Raw genomic sequence first — 17,334 nt, forward strand, 5'->3', positions numbered from 1 at the left:
CCTTCCGAACGACTGCTTGTGCACAGTCGGCCTTCCGTTTACCGCGATCGGGGTATGGCGGAGGTTACGATGGCCATGGAGCTTCGCATCATCCAAACCGAACCGCCATGACCACCGGGAAACGATTCGCGATGCGCACCAAGGACCACAGCGATGAGCGCGTGCTGGATGCGCGAACCAAGGCCGTGCTCTCGAGCGTACTCACTGCACCGCGCGGAAAGGCCCTCGACGCCTACCTGCGTGCTCGCGGCCGCCAGGCCTGAACATGCATCACGGAAGCTGCTCCTGCCGGACGCTATTCGGCGTGGACCCGCCGATGTTCACCAGGATCGGATCGCGATCATTGGCGTTGCCCACATAGCGCACCACGCCATCGAGGTTGACGTCCGCCGCGTGGTATCCGGTAATGGTGCTGTTCGGCACCGACCCGCCGATGATGGCCAGGATAGGGTCTCTGTCGTTGTTCTCCCCAACATACCGGATGCTCGCATCACGGAGCACATTGCCCGACCATTGGGCCCGCCGCCCATTGGGCAGCGTTGCGCGTGCATCGCTTCCCCAGGCCGCAACGCCGGATTGGGTGAAATCGATGCCCGTCTCATGGGCACCCAGGGCTACGGCAGACAAGGTCATCGCGCCGAAATGGTTGCGATGCCGCACGGCCACGTAGTAGTTGTCCGTCGGCACATTGAAGACCAGCCTGGAATAGCCATCCGTGCCGACGATGTCACCGTCGCGCTCCAACAGGGCCGACCGCGTGGCTACCACCTGTGCTGGATTGTTCTTGTTGCGCAATTCCACCCGCACCCAATCGACCACGGCATTCTTGCCCGTCTGCGATAATCGGGCTGCGCTGGTGGCCTCGCCGCCGCCGCCCACCTGCGGGAAGCCAAGCCCGGCATAGGGCTCCGCCAACGGCACCAGACCGCCCGCACGCAGATCATCGCGCATCAGGGCGGTGGAGGCCTCCCAAGGCCCTTGAAGCGCGGTTCTCAGCCGCACGCTGGGCTGGCAGTTCTGCCAACGCGCCAGCACCGAGCCAGGGATCACCGTGCGATTCGCGTTGGAAGGGGTCTGCCATCGCACCGCGAAATGATCGCCGCCACTGCCCTCCTTGTGAAGGAGCTCCACGTAGTAGTAACGCCCGGCCACCAAAGGGATGGCCGCGCTCACCTGCGATGGGTACTTGGTGTATTCCGTCTCGTTGGTCCAGCCCGGCACACTGCAGATGGGCTGGGCATGTTGGGGCTCCGCGTTGGGGCTGAGGTAGAGCATGCTGGCGTCGTCGCTTGTGAGCGTAAAGACGTAATTGCCCGTCTGGGGTGCGATGATGTACCCGCGCACCCGGGTGCCATAATTGTTGGTGAGGTTTGTGGGGCCTTGGAACAAGGTGGGATAGGACACGCTATTCGGGCTTCCCGGATAGTTCGGATGGGTGGTCAGGTCGGAAAGGGCTGACCCGCCGATGCCGGTCCAGAGCTCGCGGAGCAGGCTGCCGGTGGCGCCCACGCATTGCGGCGGGGCGAAGCTCAGCACGGTGATCACACGGATGGCCTGCCCGGTGAGCCCGTCGTCATCGGTCACCGTGAGGGTCACCTGATGTTCGCCCGATTCAGAGAACACCTTGGCCGGTGAGGCCTGGCTGCTGAATGTGCCATCGCCGAAGTCCCAGTGGTAGGCGGTGATGGTTCCGGGATCATAAGAGCTGGTACCATCGAACTGCACATTCAGGGGGCCCGCTCCAGCGGAAGCATTGGCGAGGATGATAGCCGTGGGTGCGATGGCCTGGCACCGCGGATCGAGGCGTCGCTGGACGGTGGTGCTGAGACCGCCGGCATCGGTCACGGTGAGTTCAATGATGTAGAAGTAGGACTCTCCATCGCACCCCACGCCGCTGATGACGGTGCTGGTGGAGGCATTGGGATCGATGGCCTCCGGGTGGATGTGCGTATTGTGGTGCAAGGTGGTCCGCCAAGCATAGGTGAGCTGGGCCGGCCCATGCTCGGCATCCGTCACGCTGGCCGTTAGCTGGTAGGTGGTATCGATGCCCACAGGGAAATACCCATCGGCCGGTATGCTGGTGATGGCCACTTGCGGCGGCGTATTGTTCACCGAGACCAGCAACGTGGTGGTGGCCGATTGCCCGATGTTGTCGGTCACCGTGAGCGAGACCGTGTAGGAGGCCGGAACGCCAGGTGCAGCCGTGAATGTGCGCATGGGGCTGATGGCGGTGGACGTCGGGCCCCCATCGCCGAAATCCCACAAGTAGGTAAGCGCTCCATTCTCCGGATCGGAGCTGCCACTGGCATCGAACTGCACCTCCAAGGGGCCCGGGCCGTATTGGATACTCTGGGCGGCCACGGCTGCCGGTGGGAGGTTGACCGCAAGCGTATAGCAGATCCGCCTCAGTTCGTTCGTGTTATAGCGCATGTACCACACGCAGCCATCAGGGCCGGCACCGATCCACACCACGGCGCCCAGGCCGCTCGCGAAATCGTGCACGCTGACGGGCTGGTCCTGCTCATCGAATTTGAAGCGGCGGATCCAGCCGCTGGCATAGTCGCCATGGAAGGTGCTGTTCTGATAGCCCACGGGCATGTTCTCCCCGGCCATCCACGGTCCTCCCACCGCGCAGTTCCCGCCGAACCGCGGTCCCGGCACAGGAGAACCCGATGCATCGAGGTCGAAGGTGATGGCGGTGCTGCCCGAGAAGCCCCCGCAGCGCGATTGGTTCCCGTGCAGCCAATCGATGGCCGGCCGGGCATGGAAGAACTTGGGGATGGAATTGGGGATCTGCACCTGCGGATTGCAGGGATTCGGGTGCCCGTTGAGGTGGACGGGGGTATCCTGCTTGAGCAGGTCCTGGAACCGCAGGAACGGCAGATTGCAGCTCACGCCATCGTGCAGCGGGTTCGGTGCGTCCAGATTGGCCGTCAACGCGGCCATGTACCCCGATTGCGGGGTGAGGCCTTCGAAAAGGGGCCATCCGAAGTTCATGCCGCCCTCCGTGCAGACGTTGAGGTCCTCCCAGGTCCCCCACTGCACATCACCGATGTAGACCACGCCGGGGCGCCCATCCGCCGGATCCGTGCTGCCGCTGTTGGGCTTGATGGTGGCCCTGTAGGGATTCCGCAAGCCCAGCGCCCAAACGCGCGAGCGCGGTGACCGCGGGGCCACGGGGTCGTACCACGGATTGCTGGGCACGCCATCGCCGGTGTTCGGGTCCATGCGCAGGAGCTTCCCATTGAAGCAGTCCAGCAGCTGCGAGCGCATGGCGCCCACGTTCTCGGCCGGCCTGATGATTCCATCCGCAAGCGCTTGGGCCCAATAGGTGTCGCTGCTGCTGCCCACATCCACCAGGTTGTAGCTGGCGCCGTCGCCGAGGGTGGCGAGCAGGGTGCCGTCGCTGCCGAACATGAGCGAACCGGTGCTGTGCGACTCATGCAGGAGCGGCACCCCGGTCTGCCGCGTTTCTCCAAGGAGCACCGTACGGCTCCCGTAATCGACGGTGCTGAATGAGGGGCCTTGCGCGGTGTAGCGCGTGATGCGCATGATCGTCGCCGCGTAGTACTCGTTCGTATTGGGATTGTAGCCGGCTGTCCCATGGTTCATCAGGTGGTGCCGGTCCACCGCGTACATGCAGTAGATCCGACCATTGCTGAGGAAGGCCGGGTCGAGCGCGAAGCCGAGGAAGCCATGGTCTCGCCAATTGCCCACCTCGTCGCTGATATTGAGCAGGGGGTTGGGCAGGCGAACGCCGTTCTCGACGATCCAGACCATGCCGCGCTTCTCCCACACATACAGCCGGCCATTGGCGTCCCAGGTGGCACCCACCGGTTCCGTCCAGCCCCCCATGACCAAGGCATCGCTGAAGTTGGGCTGCAGCGTCTGTGCCTTGGTCTCGGTATGCGCTGCCGCACCGATGACGCTCAAGAAAACGAGGAACCGGCCAAGGGATTTCGGCGTGCCCATTTGTCGACCAATTTAGGTTTGCGGCCGACGAAGCTACCCGAAACAATGACGAATGTCAATCCTTCCGATGGCTGGCTATGGCAGCTGCTGCACCCGCACCGCCGTGGGGGTCGACCCCCCGATGTTCACCAGGATGGGGTCCCGGTCATTCCACTGGCCCGTGTACCTGACCACGCCGCTGAGATCCACATCCTCCAAGCGGTAGCCGGTGACGGTATTGAGCGGCATGGACCCGCCGATGGCCACCAGGATCGGGTCCCTGTCATTGCCATTGCCGACATACCGGAGGGATCCATCCCGGTTCACATCGCCGCTCCACAGGCCCATGCGTCCATTCACCAAGGGCACTTCGGCCTGCGTTCCCCAAGTGCCGGTGCTGGGCAAGGTGAAATCCACGGTGCGATCGCCGGCATCCAAGCGTATCGATGCCGCTGTCATCGCCGCGAGGTGGTTCCGATGTCGCAAGGCGATGTAGTAGTTGTCCACCGGCACATTGAATGTCAGGCGCGCGAAGCCATCGGTGCCCAGGATGTCGCCATCGCGCTCCAGCAGGGCGGCGCGCGAAGCAATCACCTGTGAAGGCGCATTCTTGTTGCGCAGCTCCACCACCACCCAATCCACCACTGCGTTGGGGCCGGTCTGGGAGAGCCGCGCGGCGGTCGTCGACTCATTCCCCCCTCCGATGAAGGCATAGCCCAAGGCACTGTATGGCTGCCCCAAGGGCAGCAGCCCGACCGACCGCAGGTCGTCGCGCATCAACCCGGTGTTGCTGTCGTAGGGCCCGGAGAGCACGCACCGCAAGCGCGCACCCGGCAGGCAGTCCGCCCATTGGACCAAAGCGCTGCCGGGAATGATGGTCCGGGTTCCATTCAGTGGCGTTTGCCAATACAGCGCGAAGTGGTCGCTGGCGCTTCCCTCCTTGTGCAGCAGTTCCACATAGTAGTACGCACCGGCCACCAACTGGATGGCTGCGCTGGTCTGCGAAGGGAACCGGTCGAACTGCGCCGCTGTGGTGCTGCCGGGGGCGGAACAGATCAACCGCGCATGCCGGGGCTCAGCGTTCAGGCTTAGGTATACGGCCGTCGCATCGTCACCGGTCACGGTGAATACATAGCTGCCCGTGGCTGGCGGAACGATGTAGCCACGGACGCGCGTGCCATAGTTGTTGGCGAAGTTGGTGGGCCCTTGGAAGGAGGTGAGCGTGCTGGAGCCTGTGGGTGAACCGGGATAATTCGGATGATTGACCAGGTCGGGGATGCTGATGCCGCCCACCCCGCTCCAGAACTGGCGGAGCACGCTACCGCTCGGCCCCATGCACTGCGGGGCGCCCAGCGTGACCACCGTCACGGTCCTTGCGGCCTGGCCGGTGAGCCCGTCATCGTCCGTCACGGTCAGGGTCACCACGCGGTCACCCTCATCCGTGAACACCTTGATGGGCGCAGGCTGATCGCTTGCTGTGCCATCCCCGAAGTCCCAGTGATAGGCCACGATCGACCCGGGATCGTAGGATGCGGTGCCATCGAACTGCACGGCGAAAGGGGCTTGCCCCGCGATGGACGATGCCATGATGATGGCCGTTGGCGCGATGGCATAGCAGCGCGGGTGGAGCACGTGCGAGACGGTCGTGCTCAAGCCCGCCGCATCGCTCACGGTCAACCGCACCTCGTAGGAATAGCTCTGTCCGTCGCACCCCTCTCCGGACACATGCGCGCTCGTGCTGACCGCGTTGATGATCGGGCCGGGGTGCTCGTGCGTGTTGTGCCTGAGCGTCACCTGCCAGGCATAGCTAAGCTGTGCCGGCCCATGCTCTGCATCCGAAACGCTGGCGGCCAATTGGAAGACCGTATCCACGCCCACTGGGTAGAACGCGCCATTCGCGAAGCTGGTGATCGCCGCAATGGGCGGCGTGTTGTTCACAGAAACGACCAGGGAAGCGCTGGCCTGCTGGCCGGTATTGTCGGTAACGGTCAACGTCACCGTGTACATGGTCGGTGCCCCTGGGGGCGCCTGGAACACATGCACGGGGCTCACCGCCGTGCTTATCGGCGAGCCATCGCCGAAATCCCATTGATGCGTGATGGCACCGCCTTCGGGGTCACTGCTGGCTGCACCCGAGAAGGACACGGAAAGCGGCCCGGGACCGTATTGCACGCTCTGGGATGCCACCGCCACGGGCGGCAGGTTCACCGCGGCTGTGTTGCAGATGCGCCGCAATTCGGCACCACCGGTGTACTTGATGTACCAGAGGCATCCATCCGGCCCAGCGCCTAGCCAATTCACCGCCCCGAGCCCGGATGCGAAATCCTGCACGCTCTGCACTTCTCCATTGGGGCCGTAGACGAATCGCTTGATCCACCCGCCGGCGAAATCGGCATGATAGGCGCAGTCCTGGAAGGCCGCCGGAAAGCCGCTCCAGGCGCTCCACGGCCCGCCGATGGCCGCATAGCCGCCGAAGCGCGGCCCAGGAACCGGGGATAGCGGGTCATCGAGGTCGTAGGTGATGGGAGCGCCCGCTTGGAACGCCGCGCAGCGCGACCGATCGCCGTGCTGCCAATCGATTGACGGCCGGGCATGGAAGAACCGGGGAACGGACAACGGGACCTGCTGCGCGGGGTCGCAGGGATTGGGGTGGCCGTTCACGTGTCCGACCTGGTCCTGCTTCAGCAGATCGCTGAAGCGGAAGTACGGCACCGTGCAGCTCGTGCCGTTGAAGAGCGGATTGGGCTGATCCCTATTCTCGGTAAGCGCCGACGCATACGAGGCCGCGTTCTCCATGCCCTCGAAGAGGGGCCATCCGAAGTTCATGCCGGGCGAATTGCAGACGTTGAGCTCCTCCCAGGAGCTCCAGCCCACATCGCCGATGAAGAGCGTGCCGATGTCGCCATCCGCGGGATTGGTGCTGCCCGTGCCCGGCTGCAGGGTCATCCGGTAAGGGTTCCGCAGGCCCAGCGCCCACACCCGCGACCGCGGCGCCCGCGGCTGCGCGGGGTCGTAGAACGGATTGCTGGGCACGCCATTGCCAGTGGCGGGATCCATACGCAGCACCTTGCCGTTGAATGAATTCACCAGCTGCGCGCGGAAAGCGCCGACATTCTCCTCGGGCCTGATGATTCCATCGGCCAGCCCTTGCGCGAAATAGCTCTCCGAGGCGCTGCCCGCATCCGTACTGGCGGCACTGGCGCCGTCACCGATGGTGGCGATGAGGGTGCCATCGCGCGCGAAGAGCAGGGTGCCGGCGCCATGGGTGTTGTAGAGCACAGCCGCACCAGTGGTGATGCTCTCGCCGAGCAGGACGGTGCGGCTGTCGGGGTCCACGGCCTCGAAAGCCGGCCCGATGGCCGTGTAGCGGACGATCCGGACGATCGTGGCCGTGCCACCGTCGGTGGCATAGGGGTCGTAACTGGGCGTGCCGAAGTTGAGCAGGTGGTGACGGTCCACCACATACATGGCATAAACCCGTCCATTGCTGGTGAATGCGGGGTCGAGGGCAAAGCCGAGCATCCCATGGTCGCCCCAATTGCCGACCTCTTGCATCAGGTTCAGCAAGGGACTCGGCTTGCGCACACCATTCTCCACGATCCACACGCGGCCGCTCTTCTCCCAAACGTACATGCGCCCATTCTGATCCCAGACCGCACCCACCGGGCTGAACCATCCATCGGAAACGAGGGAGCTGACGAAACCTGCCGGCAGCGTCTGGGCAGTGGACCTTCCCGGAGCCCCAATCAACAACAGGATCAGGCAGGCAATGACTGGAGCGCGTAGCATCGATTCTACTGGAAACTGGTTCGCGTCGCGAAAATCGACAACCAACGAAGCACTCCGCAATGCGAATTCTCAACCATCGAAAAGCCCGAGTTGTCCCTGTGGAGGGGGCTTGAAGAGATCGGTCCTCAGCGTTGGCATGGCCCGTTCACCGAAATGGCGCCGGCGGAGCACGCGGAACACCCTGTTGATATTCTCCGCGAACGGCCCCTCGCCGCGAAGCCGGCGGCCCGGCCGGGAGTCCGACACCGCCCCGCCATGGACAGCCCTGGTCTGGGCCAGCACCCTTGCCGACCGGTCAGGGTAGTGGGCTTCCAACCATGCTCTGAAGACCGGCTCCACGGCCCCATTGGTGCGCAGGACGGTGTAGCTGGCTGAAATCGCTCCCGCTGCAGCGCCGGCCTTGAGCAGCGAAGACACCTCCGGCTCATTGAGGGCCGGAATGATCGGCGCCAGCATGGCCATCACCGGCACACCGGCCCCACTGAGCGCTCGGATGGCCTCCAAGCGCTGAGCTGTTGTACTGGTGCGGGGCTCCAGCGCACGGCGCAAGGATTCATCCAGCGTGGTCAGGCTGATGGCTACGCTGGCCAGTCCCTTGGATGCCATTTCGGAAAGCAAGTCCAAATCCCTCAGGACCAATGCATTCTTGGTGATGATGACCACGGGCTGACCGAAGTCCAAGGCCACCTGCAGCAGGCTCCGCGTCAATCCCTCCTTGCGCTCGATCGGTTGGTAGGGATCCGTGGCGCCCGAGATGCTGATGGGCTGCACTTCCCACCCGGGCCGGCGCAGGGTCTGCTCCAAGCGTGCAGCAGCGCCCCGCTTCACCAGGATCACCCGCTCAAAGTCAAGCCCCGCACTGTACCCCCAATACTCGTGCGTCGGTCGAGCATAGCAGTAGGCGCAGCCGTGCTCGCAACCTTGGTATGGGTTCATGCTGTACCGGAAAGGGAGGTCTGGGCTGTTCACCGGATTGACGATGTTGCGGGCATCAACCGGCAGGTAGCGGGTGGGCTCCGGTGCGGTCTCTCCCAAAGGCTCATCGATGCCTTCCGCATGGAATGCACCCTTGGTGATGGCTTCGAACCGGTTCGGAACCTGAAGCATCGCACCCCGTCCCTTGATGGGTTTGCCGTCATTGCGCATGTTCCCAAGGTAGCCGCGAATGGCCTGACAAACGCTTGACACTGGCTTGGGTAGTTTCGCGCCCCATTCTGAAACCCATGCGATCAAGCACGATCATCCTCGCCCTCCTTGCCATTGGCTGCAACACGGCACCGCCCAGCGCGGAAGCCGATCGGGAACCTCAGGTAACGGGCTGGGACAGCACCTTGATCCATCCGGAGGAGCGGCACTTCAAGCGATTGAAGCAGCTCACCTTCGGCGGTGACAATGCCGAGGCCTACTGGAGCTTCGCTGGGAACCGATTGGTGTTCCAGAGCACCAATCCGGCTTGGGGCGAATCATGCGACCAGATCCATTGGTTCAATCCGTTCAAGGACGACCTGCGCGCCGCCCCCCCCCAGCTGGTGAGCATGAAAGGCGGACGCACCACCTGCAGCTATTTCCTGCCCGGCGACAGCCTGGTCCTGTATGCCAGCACCCACGAGCATGATGCCGCATGCCCGGCCGTGCCGGAGCGCCGGGCCGATGGCAAATACGTATGGCCCATCTATCCGAGCTTCGACATCCACGTGGGCGACCTGAAGGGGAACCTGGTCCGGAAGCTGACGGAGACCCCCGGCTATGATGCGGAGGCCACGGTGTCCCCCAAGGGCGACCGCATCGTCTTCACGAGCATGCGCGATGGCGACCTCGACCTCTACACGATGAACATCGACGGCAGCGATGTGCGGCGCGTGACCACGGCGTTGGGATACGATGGAGGGGCATTCTTCAGCCCTGACGGCACCAAGCTCCTCTGGCGGGCCTCACGCCCGGCCACGCCCGAAGAGGAGGCGGAATACAAGGCGCTGCTGCAGGAAGGACTCGTGAAGCCGACCAGCATGGAGCTGTACGTGGCGAACGCCGACGGCAGCGATGCACGGCGCATCACCGAGCTCGGGCAGGCCAATTGGGCCCCCTACTGGCACCCTGACGGGAAGCGTATCATCTTCGCCAGCAACCACCTCAGCGAGCGCGGCTTTCCCTTCACGCTCTTCATGATCAATGCCGATGGCAGCGGCCTGGAACAGGTAAGCCACGGTGACACGTTCGACGCCTTCCCGGTCTTCAGTCCGGATGGGCGCTACCTGGTCTTCAGCAGCAACCGCAACAATGGCGGCACACGGGAGACGAACCTCTTCCTTGCAGAGTGGGCCGAATGACCGCAGGACGGTAGAGCAGAGGTCGCGCACGTGCGATCTTCGCACCCGATGAGCGGAACGCCTGAGCGAGCTCGAAAGGGATGGATGCAGCGTCTGGCGGAGCGCTGGGGCGTCTCCCCCTCCCGCGTGGTGGTCATCCTCTTGGTGTTCGCCTGCACGGGATTCACGGTGATGTTCCTCAAGCGCCCTGTGGTGGCATGGGTGTCGGGCGATACCGGAGAGCCCCCGCTCCTGTTCACGGTGCTCTACTACGTCCTGGTGCTCCCGCTCTACAATGCGCTGCTGCTCGCGTATGGCGCGCTTTTCGGGCAGTTCAGCTTCTTCTGGGCCTTCGAGAAGCGGTTCTTCGCACGCTTGCTCGGCCGCCCTCCAAGGACCTGATGACCCGGGCCACTTGCTGCACGGGGTTGCGCTTCACGCGGCATTCCCAGAGCATGAGGACACGCCATCCTGCGAGACGGAGCGCAGCGGCCTTCTCCGCATCCCGCTCCTTGTTCCGTTGGAGCTTTGGGCCCCAATACCAACTGTTCCGCTTCGGGGCCTGAGGGCGGCAATACGGGCAGCCATGCCAGAAGCAGCCATGCACGAAGACCGCCACGCGGCGGCCGACGAATGCGATATCGGGCCTTCCTGGCACCCGTGCATAGTGAAGCCGGTAACCGGTGAGGCCGGCAGCCCGAAGGTGCAGCCGAACGATCAGCTCGGGCTGCGTGTCCTTGGCCCGTATCCGGCTCATCGCAGCGCTCACGCGCGCATTGGCCGGAATCGGGCGTCGGCGCGCTTGCTTCAGAGCGGCGTTCATGCCGCAAAGGTTGCATGCACTAGTCGAGCTTGCCACGCGGGGTGGCGCCTGCGAGCTGATCCTGGGCAAGCGCCTCACGCTCGTAGACCAGCTGCGAGCAGGCCTGGCCGTCCTTGAAGTAGAAGACGCCCCCCCACTTGTGGGATACCCGCCTGTACTCGGTGGTGACACCGTTCGTCTCAAGCCGCACCACCGTGGTGATCTTTGCGGCCTCCACGATGAGGTCCTCGTTGCGCAGGGTCTCGTGAACCTCGGGCTCCACCGCCGGGCGCTCCTCCACGGCTGTGTTCATGCGCGCAACGGCCATGCGCGAAGGCTCCTCCGCCATGGTGGGCTCCAAGGCCCGGCGTCCGTCCTCACCGGTAACGGGCTCCGGAGCCCTCGGCTCGCTCTTGCGGGCTGCCTGCGGAACCTTAGGCTCTTTCACCTTGCCTTGGGCGGCGATCGGTACGGTGCGAGTCGGCGGATCCGGCGTGGTGCCCGGGCCGGAGGTCTTTGCGGACTCCCGCCGCACCGCCTCCTCCCTGGCCTTGTCCCGTTTCGCTGTCTCCGCCTGGGCCCGCTCGGCGGCCAACCGCTCCGCCTCAGCCTGGCGGTCGGCATCGGCCTTGGCCTTGGCCTCTGCGGCCTGCTGCGCCGCAGCTTGCCGCCTGGCCTCGGCATCGGCCTTTGCCTGCGCCTTGGCTTCCTCGGCCTTGCGCTTCTCGGCCTCCGCTGCCGCTTGGCTTTCCTGCTTCTGCTTCCGCTCAACCTGCGCAGCGGCTTCCTGAAGTTGCGATTGGATGGACTTCGTGTAATCCGTATCGTAGTCGAAATCGCCCACCGCCGGGTCGTAGCGGATGATCCCCACCGGCTGGTTGAACACCACCACATTCACATCGTCGTATTGCTTGAAGAGCGAAACGGCGAAGTCGAAGGGCGTGAACCCCTTCGAAGCGGCATCCCCAGGCACACGGGTGTTGAACGACAGCTTCTTGGCCACGAATCCGTCCTTCTCGAAAGCGATGATGTAACTGGCATTCAAGGCCAGTTCGAGCGAGAACTTGTGGAGGCCCGTGGTGATCACGCGCTCCTTGACGCCATCCTTGTACACTACGGCCCGGGCACCGCTGAGGTCCGAGCCCTCCGCCTTCAGCCGGCCATTCACCTGAAAGGGCCCTTGGGAGGACACGAGGCTGGTGATGGCCAGGCCGGCGGCGAGCAATGCTCCGCGCAGATGGAGGATTTTCATGGAAGGCATGCGATGGAGGGAACCTCTGGCGCCGGTCTACGTAGCAGGCCCAGTCATGGTTCCCATGCTCAGGCCGCTCGCCGCCGTCGCCATCATGTGCCTCTGCACCACCAGCGGACGCACCCAATCCCCCACCGATGCACTGAACGGCCTATTCGCCGGGAGCGTTCGGTTCCGGATCGATGACCAGGACCGTGTGGTGATCGACTTCCTCGACCGGGGTGGCCGATACAGGCAGGACCAAGCGCCGCTCGCGCACATCGACCCGGCCACCATCCGGTTCGACCCGGAGCAGGACGCGCTGCTGATGGGCTGCCGCACCGGGCATGAGCGCTGCTTCACCAAGGAGGTTTTCGGGCTGAGCGCCATTCGCAGCACGTCATGGATCCAGCTGCCCCGTCCTCCGGAGGACCCCGCCGGAGCGGCTACCGCCGAGGCCCTGCGGGCACTGCTCGGGTGGGACGCCGCGGCGATGGAGCCGCGCGAAACCCCCGAGGTCCCGCAGCGTATGAAGTGACCCATTCCCGAACCGCATGCGCACCATCACGCTCACTTGCACGCTACTCGCCACCATGGCCACCGAGGCCCAGTACCTGGCGGACGCCGGGCGCCCCGACCCCGCCGAAGAGTTCATCAGGGCCGGGGAGCGGGCCTATCGCGCCGGAGACCACTCCACGGCCATCCTCGCATTCACCAAGGCCCTCGAAGCCGCTCCCGACCACGTGAATGCCCATCTCCAGCGGGGCTTCTGCCTCACCATCGCGAAGCAGTACGACCTGGCTGCGGCCGATTTCACCGCCGTGCTCGAGCAGAAGCCGGACCATGCGCAGGCCATCATCAGCCGCGGCAGCGCCTTGGCCAAACTCGGCCGCCATGCCGAGGCCATCGCCGACTTCGACCGCGCCATCGCCCTCGACCCGCGCAACGGCGAAGCCTATAACAACCGAGGCTGGTCGCGCAAGTCCATGGGCGATGCGCCCGGCGCCTGCAAGGACTGGAAGGAAAGCAAGCGCTCCGGCAACGCCGAAGCCCGCATCATACTGGAGAACAACCGCTGCAAATGACCCGAGCCCTTACCCTTGCCATTGCCTTCGCCGCCGCCGCTGCCGCTTCGGCACAGGACCAGAGCTACGCCGACTGCCTGGTGAAGACGGCCAGCCGCTGGGGCGCGCCATGCGACCACTGCGAGCGCTACACGGACGCCTTCAAGCGGGACTGGAGCGGTACTTACCAGATCGACTTGAAGAATGCCTGCCGCGAGGTGATCGAAGTGAAGGTGGCCGTGCAGGAGAAGAACGGCAACTGGCGCACCTTCCCAGTGCGGGCACTGGGGCCCGAAGAGTCGATGCACGCTTACGCCTGCGAGGGTAGCGGCAAGTACATGTATTGGGTGCGCCGCGCGAACGACACGGAAATCGTCCTGCCCACCGACCGGGACATCGTCTCCACCTATAAGGTGCGCTGAATGCGCAACATCCGCACCGGAGGGGCCTTCAACGGCCCTTTCGTCTTTTGCACGGCCAGCTGTTGATGGCTGGTGCTTCCGGGCCATCGGCTCGGTGGCAGGAGCGCGGATTTTTGGCAGGCACCCATACGCCATGCCGAGCAAGCGCTTCCACATCGACCGCACCGAGACCTCGCCGCAGATCGACCTCGACCTCGACCAGGGCGTGCTGGAGTTCATCGGCCGATCCCTGCCGCACAACTCCGAGCAGTTCTACGCACGGGTGTACAGGTGGCTGGAGGAATACCTGGAGGAGCCCCGCGAGGAGACCACGGTGAACATGAAGCTGGATTACCTGGACACCAGCTCGAGCAAGCACCTCTATAACATCTTCGACAAGCTCAGCGCGGTGAACGAGCGGGGGCAGCGGGTGCAGGTGAACTGGCATTTCGAGACAGGCGATGAGGAAATGGCCGAGACGGGCAAGGATTACCAGAGCCTGTTCCGCTTGGATTTCAACTTCGTGGAGGTCGAAGAGCTGTTCTGATCGCACCGGCCGAATCAACGCCTGTTCAAAACTCGGCGGGTTATCAACATGCAGCGGCACGGCAAGTGGCTGTTCTTTGCCTCCGTATCCGTTGACCCAACGCTTCCGCCCAGCCTGCCATGAAGCTCACCTATTACGGCCACTCCTGCCTGAGCGTCAATGCATCAGGCCACGACCTGCTGTTCGACCCATTCATCGCAGGCAACCCGCTGGCGAGCAACATCGACCCGGAGCGCATCCCGGCCACGGAAATCCTCATCACGCACGGCCATGGAGACCATGTCGGGGACGCCGAGGCGATTGCCAAGCGCACGAATGCCACGGTGGTGAGCAATTACGAGATCGCCGGTTGGTTCAGCGCCAAAGGGGTGCGGTCGACCTTGGGCCTGAACATCGGCGGCAGTGCGCAAGTGGGGCTCTTCCGCGTGAAGTACGTCACCGCCATTCACAGCAGCCAATTGCCGGATGGCGCCTACGGTGGCAATCCTGGCGGATTCGTGGTGAGCGGACCGGAAGGCAACTTCCACCACGCCGGCGACACCGCACTGACCATGGACATGCAGCTCCTGAAGGCCTTCGGGCTCCGCTTCGCCTGCCTGCCCATCGGCGATCACTTCACCATGGGAGTGCAGGATGCCATCGCCGCCGCCCAGCTGATGGGCGTGGAGAACGTGGTGGGTATCCATTACAACACGTTCCCTCCCATCACAATCGACACGAAGGCCGCCATTGCGGCCTTCGCAGAAGCCGGACTCCGGCTCCTGCTGCCCGCCATCGGAGAGACCATCGAAATCTGACCCTTGTATGGGCCGTTGTATAGCGGCCCCGCCAAAACCAACCAACATGGCCAAGATCATCTCCATCGTGAACCAGAAGGGCGGCGTGGGCAAGACCACGACCGCCATCAACCTGGCTGCCAGCCTGGGCGCCTTGGAGCGCCGCACCCTGCTGGTGGATGCCGACCCCCAGGCCAACGCCACCTCCGGCACCGGCCTCGATCCGCGGAGCGTGAAGGCCAGCATCTACGAGTGCATCATCAATGGCACACCGGCGAACGAAGTGATCGTGGGCACCGAGAATCCGGGACTCGACCTCCTGCCGGGCCACATCGACCTGGTCGGGGCGGAGATCGAGATGATCGACATGCCGGAGCGCGAGCGCCAGATGAAGAAGGTGCTCGACCCGTTGCGGGACGGCTACGATTTCATCATCATTGACTGCTCGCCCTCGCTGGGCCTGGTGACCGTGAACAGCCTGACGGCGAGCGACAGCGTGATCGTGCCTGTGCAGTGCGAGTACTTCGCGCTGGAAGGCCTCGGCAAGCTGCTCAATACCATCAAGATCGTCCAGCAGCGGCTCAATCCCGACCTCTTGATCGAGGGCATGCTGCTCACCATGTACGACAGCCGCCTGCGCCTGGCCAATCAGGTGGTGGAGGAGGTGAAGACCCACTTCCAGCAGCTGGTCTTCGACACGGTGATCCATCGCAACGTTGCGTTGGGCGAGGCCCCGAGCCATGGCAAGAGCATCATCATGCACGATGCCAGCAGCAAGGGCGCCACCAACTACCTGAACCTGGCGCGCGAGATCCTGCAGAAGAACAGCATGACACGGATCCCCGACAGCGCGCGCATCCTCCCCATGGAGGAGATGCCCTGATCGACGGGCAGCATGTCATTACCGGCGGGGGGCGCCTTCCGCCAATAACACGAGAGCACATGGAGCAGAAACCGATGAAGAAGAAAGGCCTCGGCCGCGGCCTGAGCGCCCTGCTCGACGAGCCGGCGGCCGACATCACCAGCCGCGACCATTCGCCGGCCCACCAGCGGCCCATGGGGGGCACCATCATGCTGCCGGTGGCGCACATCGAGCCAAACCCCTTCCAGCCCCGCGCCCACTTCAGCGAAGAGGCGTTGGCGGAACTGGCGCAGAGCATCCGTGAACTGGGCATCATCCAGCCGGTAACGGTGCGGCGGATGGGCTACGACCGCTACCAACTCATCAGCGGCGAGCGGCGCTTCCGTGCCTCGCAGCTGGCCGGCCTCACCGAGGTACCCGCATACGTGCGCGTGGCCAATGACGAGGCCATGCTGGAGATGGCGCTCGTGGAGAACATCCAGCGGGAGGAACTCGACCCCATCGAAGTGGCCGTTAGCTTCCAGCGCTTGATCGATGAAGTGCAGCTCACCCAGGAGAAGCTGAGCGAGAAGGTGGGCAAGGATCGGGCGACGGTGAGCAACTACCTGCGCCTGCTGAAGCTCCAGCCCGAGGTGCAGCTGGGCCTCCGCAACCGCAGCATCGGGATGGGCCATGCCCGAGCGCTCATCACCATCACCGATCCCGGGCGGCAGGTGGCGCTCTTCCACAAGATCGTCGAGAGCCAGCTGAGCGTGCGCCAGGTGGAGGACCTGGCCCGTGAGCTGACGCCGGTACCGGGCCACGCCAAGGCCCCGGCGGCTCCGAAGCCCAGGCTGGACAAGGCCCTGAGCCAGCGCCTCAGCGAACGGCTGCTGAGCAAGGTGACCGTGAAGCAGGACAGTGCCGGCAGAGGCACCATCGAAATCGGGTTCAAGAGCAAGGAGGAACTGGAGCGGCTGCTGGTGACGCTGGGGTGAGCATTGCCGACCTTCGCGCCGTGGGCATCCGACTCCGCTCCCTCGCCTCCCTCATTGCCGGTCTGGCAACAGCCGGCCCGCTTCTGGCCCAGCCGGATTCCACCGCAACGGATTGGCGCTGGCATCACTCGCCGAAGCGTGCCACCTTTTACAGCGCCGTGCTCCCGGGGGCGGGCCAGGTGTACAACCGCAAGTTCTGGAAAGTGCCGATCGTGCTGGGCGGACTGGGTGCGAGCTACTGGTTCATCCGGGAGAACAACCGGCAGTACCAGCGCTACAAGGACGCCTACATCGCGCTGGTGGATGGAGATCCGGCCACGGTGGACGAATTCGAGGGCCGGTTCAGCGCCCAGAGCGTGCTCAATGTGGCCGATACCTACCGGCGCTGGCGCGACCTCAGCTACATCGCGCTTGGCGCTGTGTATGTGCTGAATATCGTCGACGCCAGCGTGGACGCCCATTTCGTGCGCTTTGATGTAGGCAGCGACCTGAGCGCCGGCCTGGGGCCCTCGCTCTCCACTGCGGCGGTGGGCGCCCCGGGCATCAGCTTCACCCTGGCCCTTCGCTGAGGCGGGCGGCCGTTCACACTTGTTAAGCCCGGCCACGTGGCGGCATCCGGTTACCTTCG

Annotated in this window: 15 protein-coding genes; 11 read left to right on the forward strand and 4 right to left on the reverse strand. The window is 64.4% G+C overall.

Annotated features, from left to right (window positions below):
• Nucleotides 1–107 precede the first annotated feature (107 nt).
• Nucleotides 108–263 (forward strand): hypothetical protein, encoded by a 156-nt coding sequence (locus QY325_05865; GenBank protein ID WKZ67448.1) that lies wholly within the window; start codon nt 108–110, stop codon nt 261–263.
• A 7-nt stretch (nt 264–270) separates the two neighbouring features.
• On the opposite strand, the gene QY325_05870 is transcribed toward QY325_05865, so the two are convergent.
• The 3 genes from QY325_05870 to QY325_05880 all read right to left on the reverse strand — a co-directional run bounded on the left by QY325_05870 (nt 271) and on the right by QY325_05880 (nt 8,886).
• Nucleotides 271–3,933 (reverse strand): PKD domain-containing protein, encoded by a 3,663-nt coding sequence (locus tag QY325_05870; protein WKZ67449.1) that lies wholly within the window; start codon nt 3,931–3,933, stop codon nt 271–273.
• Nucleotides 3,934–4,047: 114 nt separating this feature from the next.
• Complete coding sequence (locus tag QY325_05875; protein ID WKZ67450.1) at nt 4,048–7,740, reverse strand: PKD domain-containing protein; 3,693 nt, start codon at nt 7,738–7,740, stop codon at nt 4,048–4,050.
• 69 nt (nt 7,741–7,809) lie between these two features.
• A complete protein-coding gene (locus QY325_05880) occupies nt 7,810–8,886 on the reverse strand; it encodes a PA0069 family radical SAM protein (GenBank protein ID WKZ67451.1) in 1,077 nt (358 codons plus the stop codon).
• A gap of 77 nt (nt 8,887–8,963) precedes the next feature.
• On the opposite strand from QY325_05880, the gene QY325_05885 reads away from it, so the two are divergent.
• Nucleotides 8,964–10,067 (forward strand): hypothetical protein, encoded by a 1,104-nt coding sequence (locus QY325_05885; protein WKZ67452.1) that lies wholly within the window; start codon nt 8,964–8,966, stop codon nt 10,065–10,067.
• A 48-nt stretch (nt 10,068–10,115) separates the two neighbouring features.
• A complete protein-coding gene (locus tag QY325_05890; protein ID WKZ67453.1) occupies nt 10,116–10,448 on the forward strand; it encodes a diacylglyceryl transferase in 333 nt (110 codons plus the stop codon).
• Between the two features lie 440 nt (nt 10,449–10,888).
• Here the strand turns inward: QY325_05890 and QY325_05895 are convergent, their stop codons facing one another.
• The gene (locus tag QY325_05895; protein WKZ67454.1) at nt 10,889–12,100 is read right to left on the reverse strand and encodes a hypothetical protein; all 1,212 of its coding nucleotides are present in this window, start codon (nt 12,098–12,100) and stop codon (nt 10,889–10,891) included.
• Between the two features lie 55 nt (nt 12,101–12,155).
• Here QY325_05895 and QY325_05900 point away from each other — a divergent pair, with 55 nt between their 5' ends.
• The 8 genes from QY325_05900 (at nt 12,156) to QY325_05935 (ending at nt 17,275) form a co-directional block, all read left to right on the forward strand.
• The gene (locus QY325_05900; GenBank protein WKZ67455.1) at nt 12,156–12,617 is read left to right on the forward strand and encodes a hypothetical protein; all 462 of its coding nucleotides are present in this window, start codon (nt 12,156–12,158) and stop codon (nt 12,615–12,617) included.
• Between the two features lie 16 nt (nt 12,618–12,633).
• Complete coding sequence (locus QY325_05905; GenBank protein WKZ67456.1) at nt 12,634–13,164, forward strand: tetratricopeptide repeat protein; 531 nt, start codon at nt 12,634–12,636, stop codon at nt 13,162–13,164.
• Complete coding sequence (locus QY325_05910) at nt 13,161–13,565, forward strand: hypothetical protein (GenBank protein ID WKZ67457.1); 405 nt, start codon at nt 13,161–13,163, stop codon at nt 13,563–13,565. Before QY325_05905 ends, QY325_05910 begins: the two co-directional genes overlap by 4 nt.
• A gap of 133 nt (nt 13,566–13,698) precedes the next feature.
• Nucleotides 13,699–14,091, forward strand: a complete 393-nt coding sequence (locus tag QY325_05915; GenBank protein ID WKZ67458.1) for a DUF1987 domain-containing protein — start codon at nt 13,699–13,701, stop codon at nt 14,089–14,091.
• A 119-nt stretch (nt 14,092–14,210) separates the two neighbouring features.
• On the forward strand, nt 14,211–14,888 hold the full coding sequence (locus QY325_05920) for a metal-dependent hydrolase (GenBank protein ID WKZ67459.1): 678 nt from the start codon (nt 14,211–14,213) through the stop codon (nt 14,886–14,888).
• 46 nt (nt 14,889–14,934) lie between these two features.
• Entirely contained in the window at nt 14,935–15,750 is an 816-nt protein-coding gene (locus QY325_05925; protein ID WKZ67460.1) for an AAA family ATPase, read from the forward strand.
• 59 nt (nt 15,751–15,809) lie between these two features.
• Complete coding sequence (locus tag QY325_05930) at nt 15,810–16,706, forward strand: ParB/RepB/Spo0J family partition protein (protein WKZ67461.1); 897 nt, start codon at nt 15,810–15,812, stop codon at nt 16,704–16,706.
• Between the two features lie 20 nt (nt 16,707–16,726).
• Complete coding sequence (locus tag QY325_05935) at nt 16,727–17,275, forward strand: DUF5683 domain-containing protein (GenBank protein WKZ67462.1); 549 nt, start codon at nt 16,727–16,729, stop codon at nt 17,273–17,275.
• The last annotated feature ends 59 nt before the right edge of the window (nt 17,276–17,334 follow it).

Source organism: Flavobacteriales bacterium (assembly GCA_030584065.1).
GTDB lineage: Bacteria > Bacteroidota > Bacteroidia > Flavobacteriales_F > PHOS-HE28 > PHOS-HE28.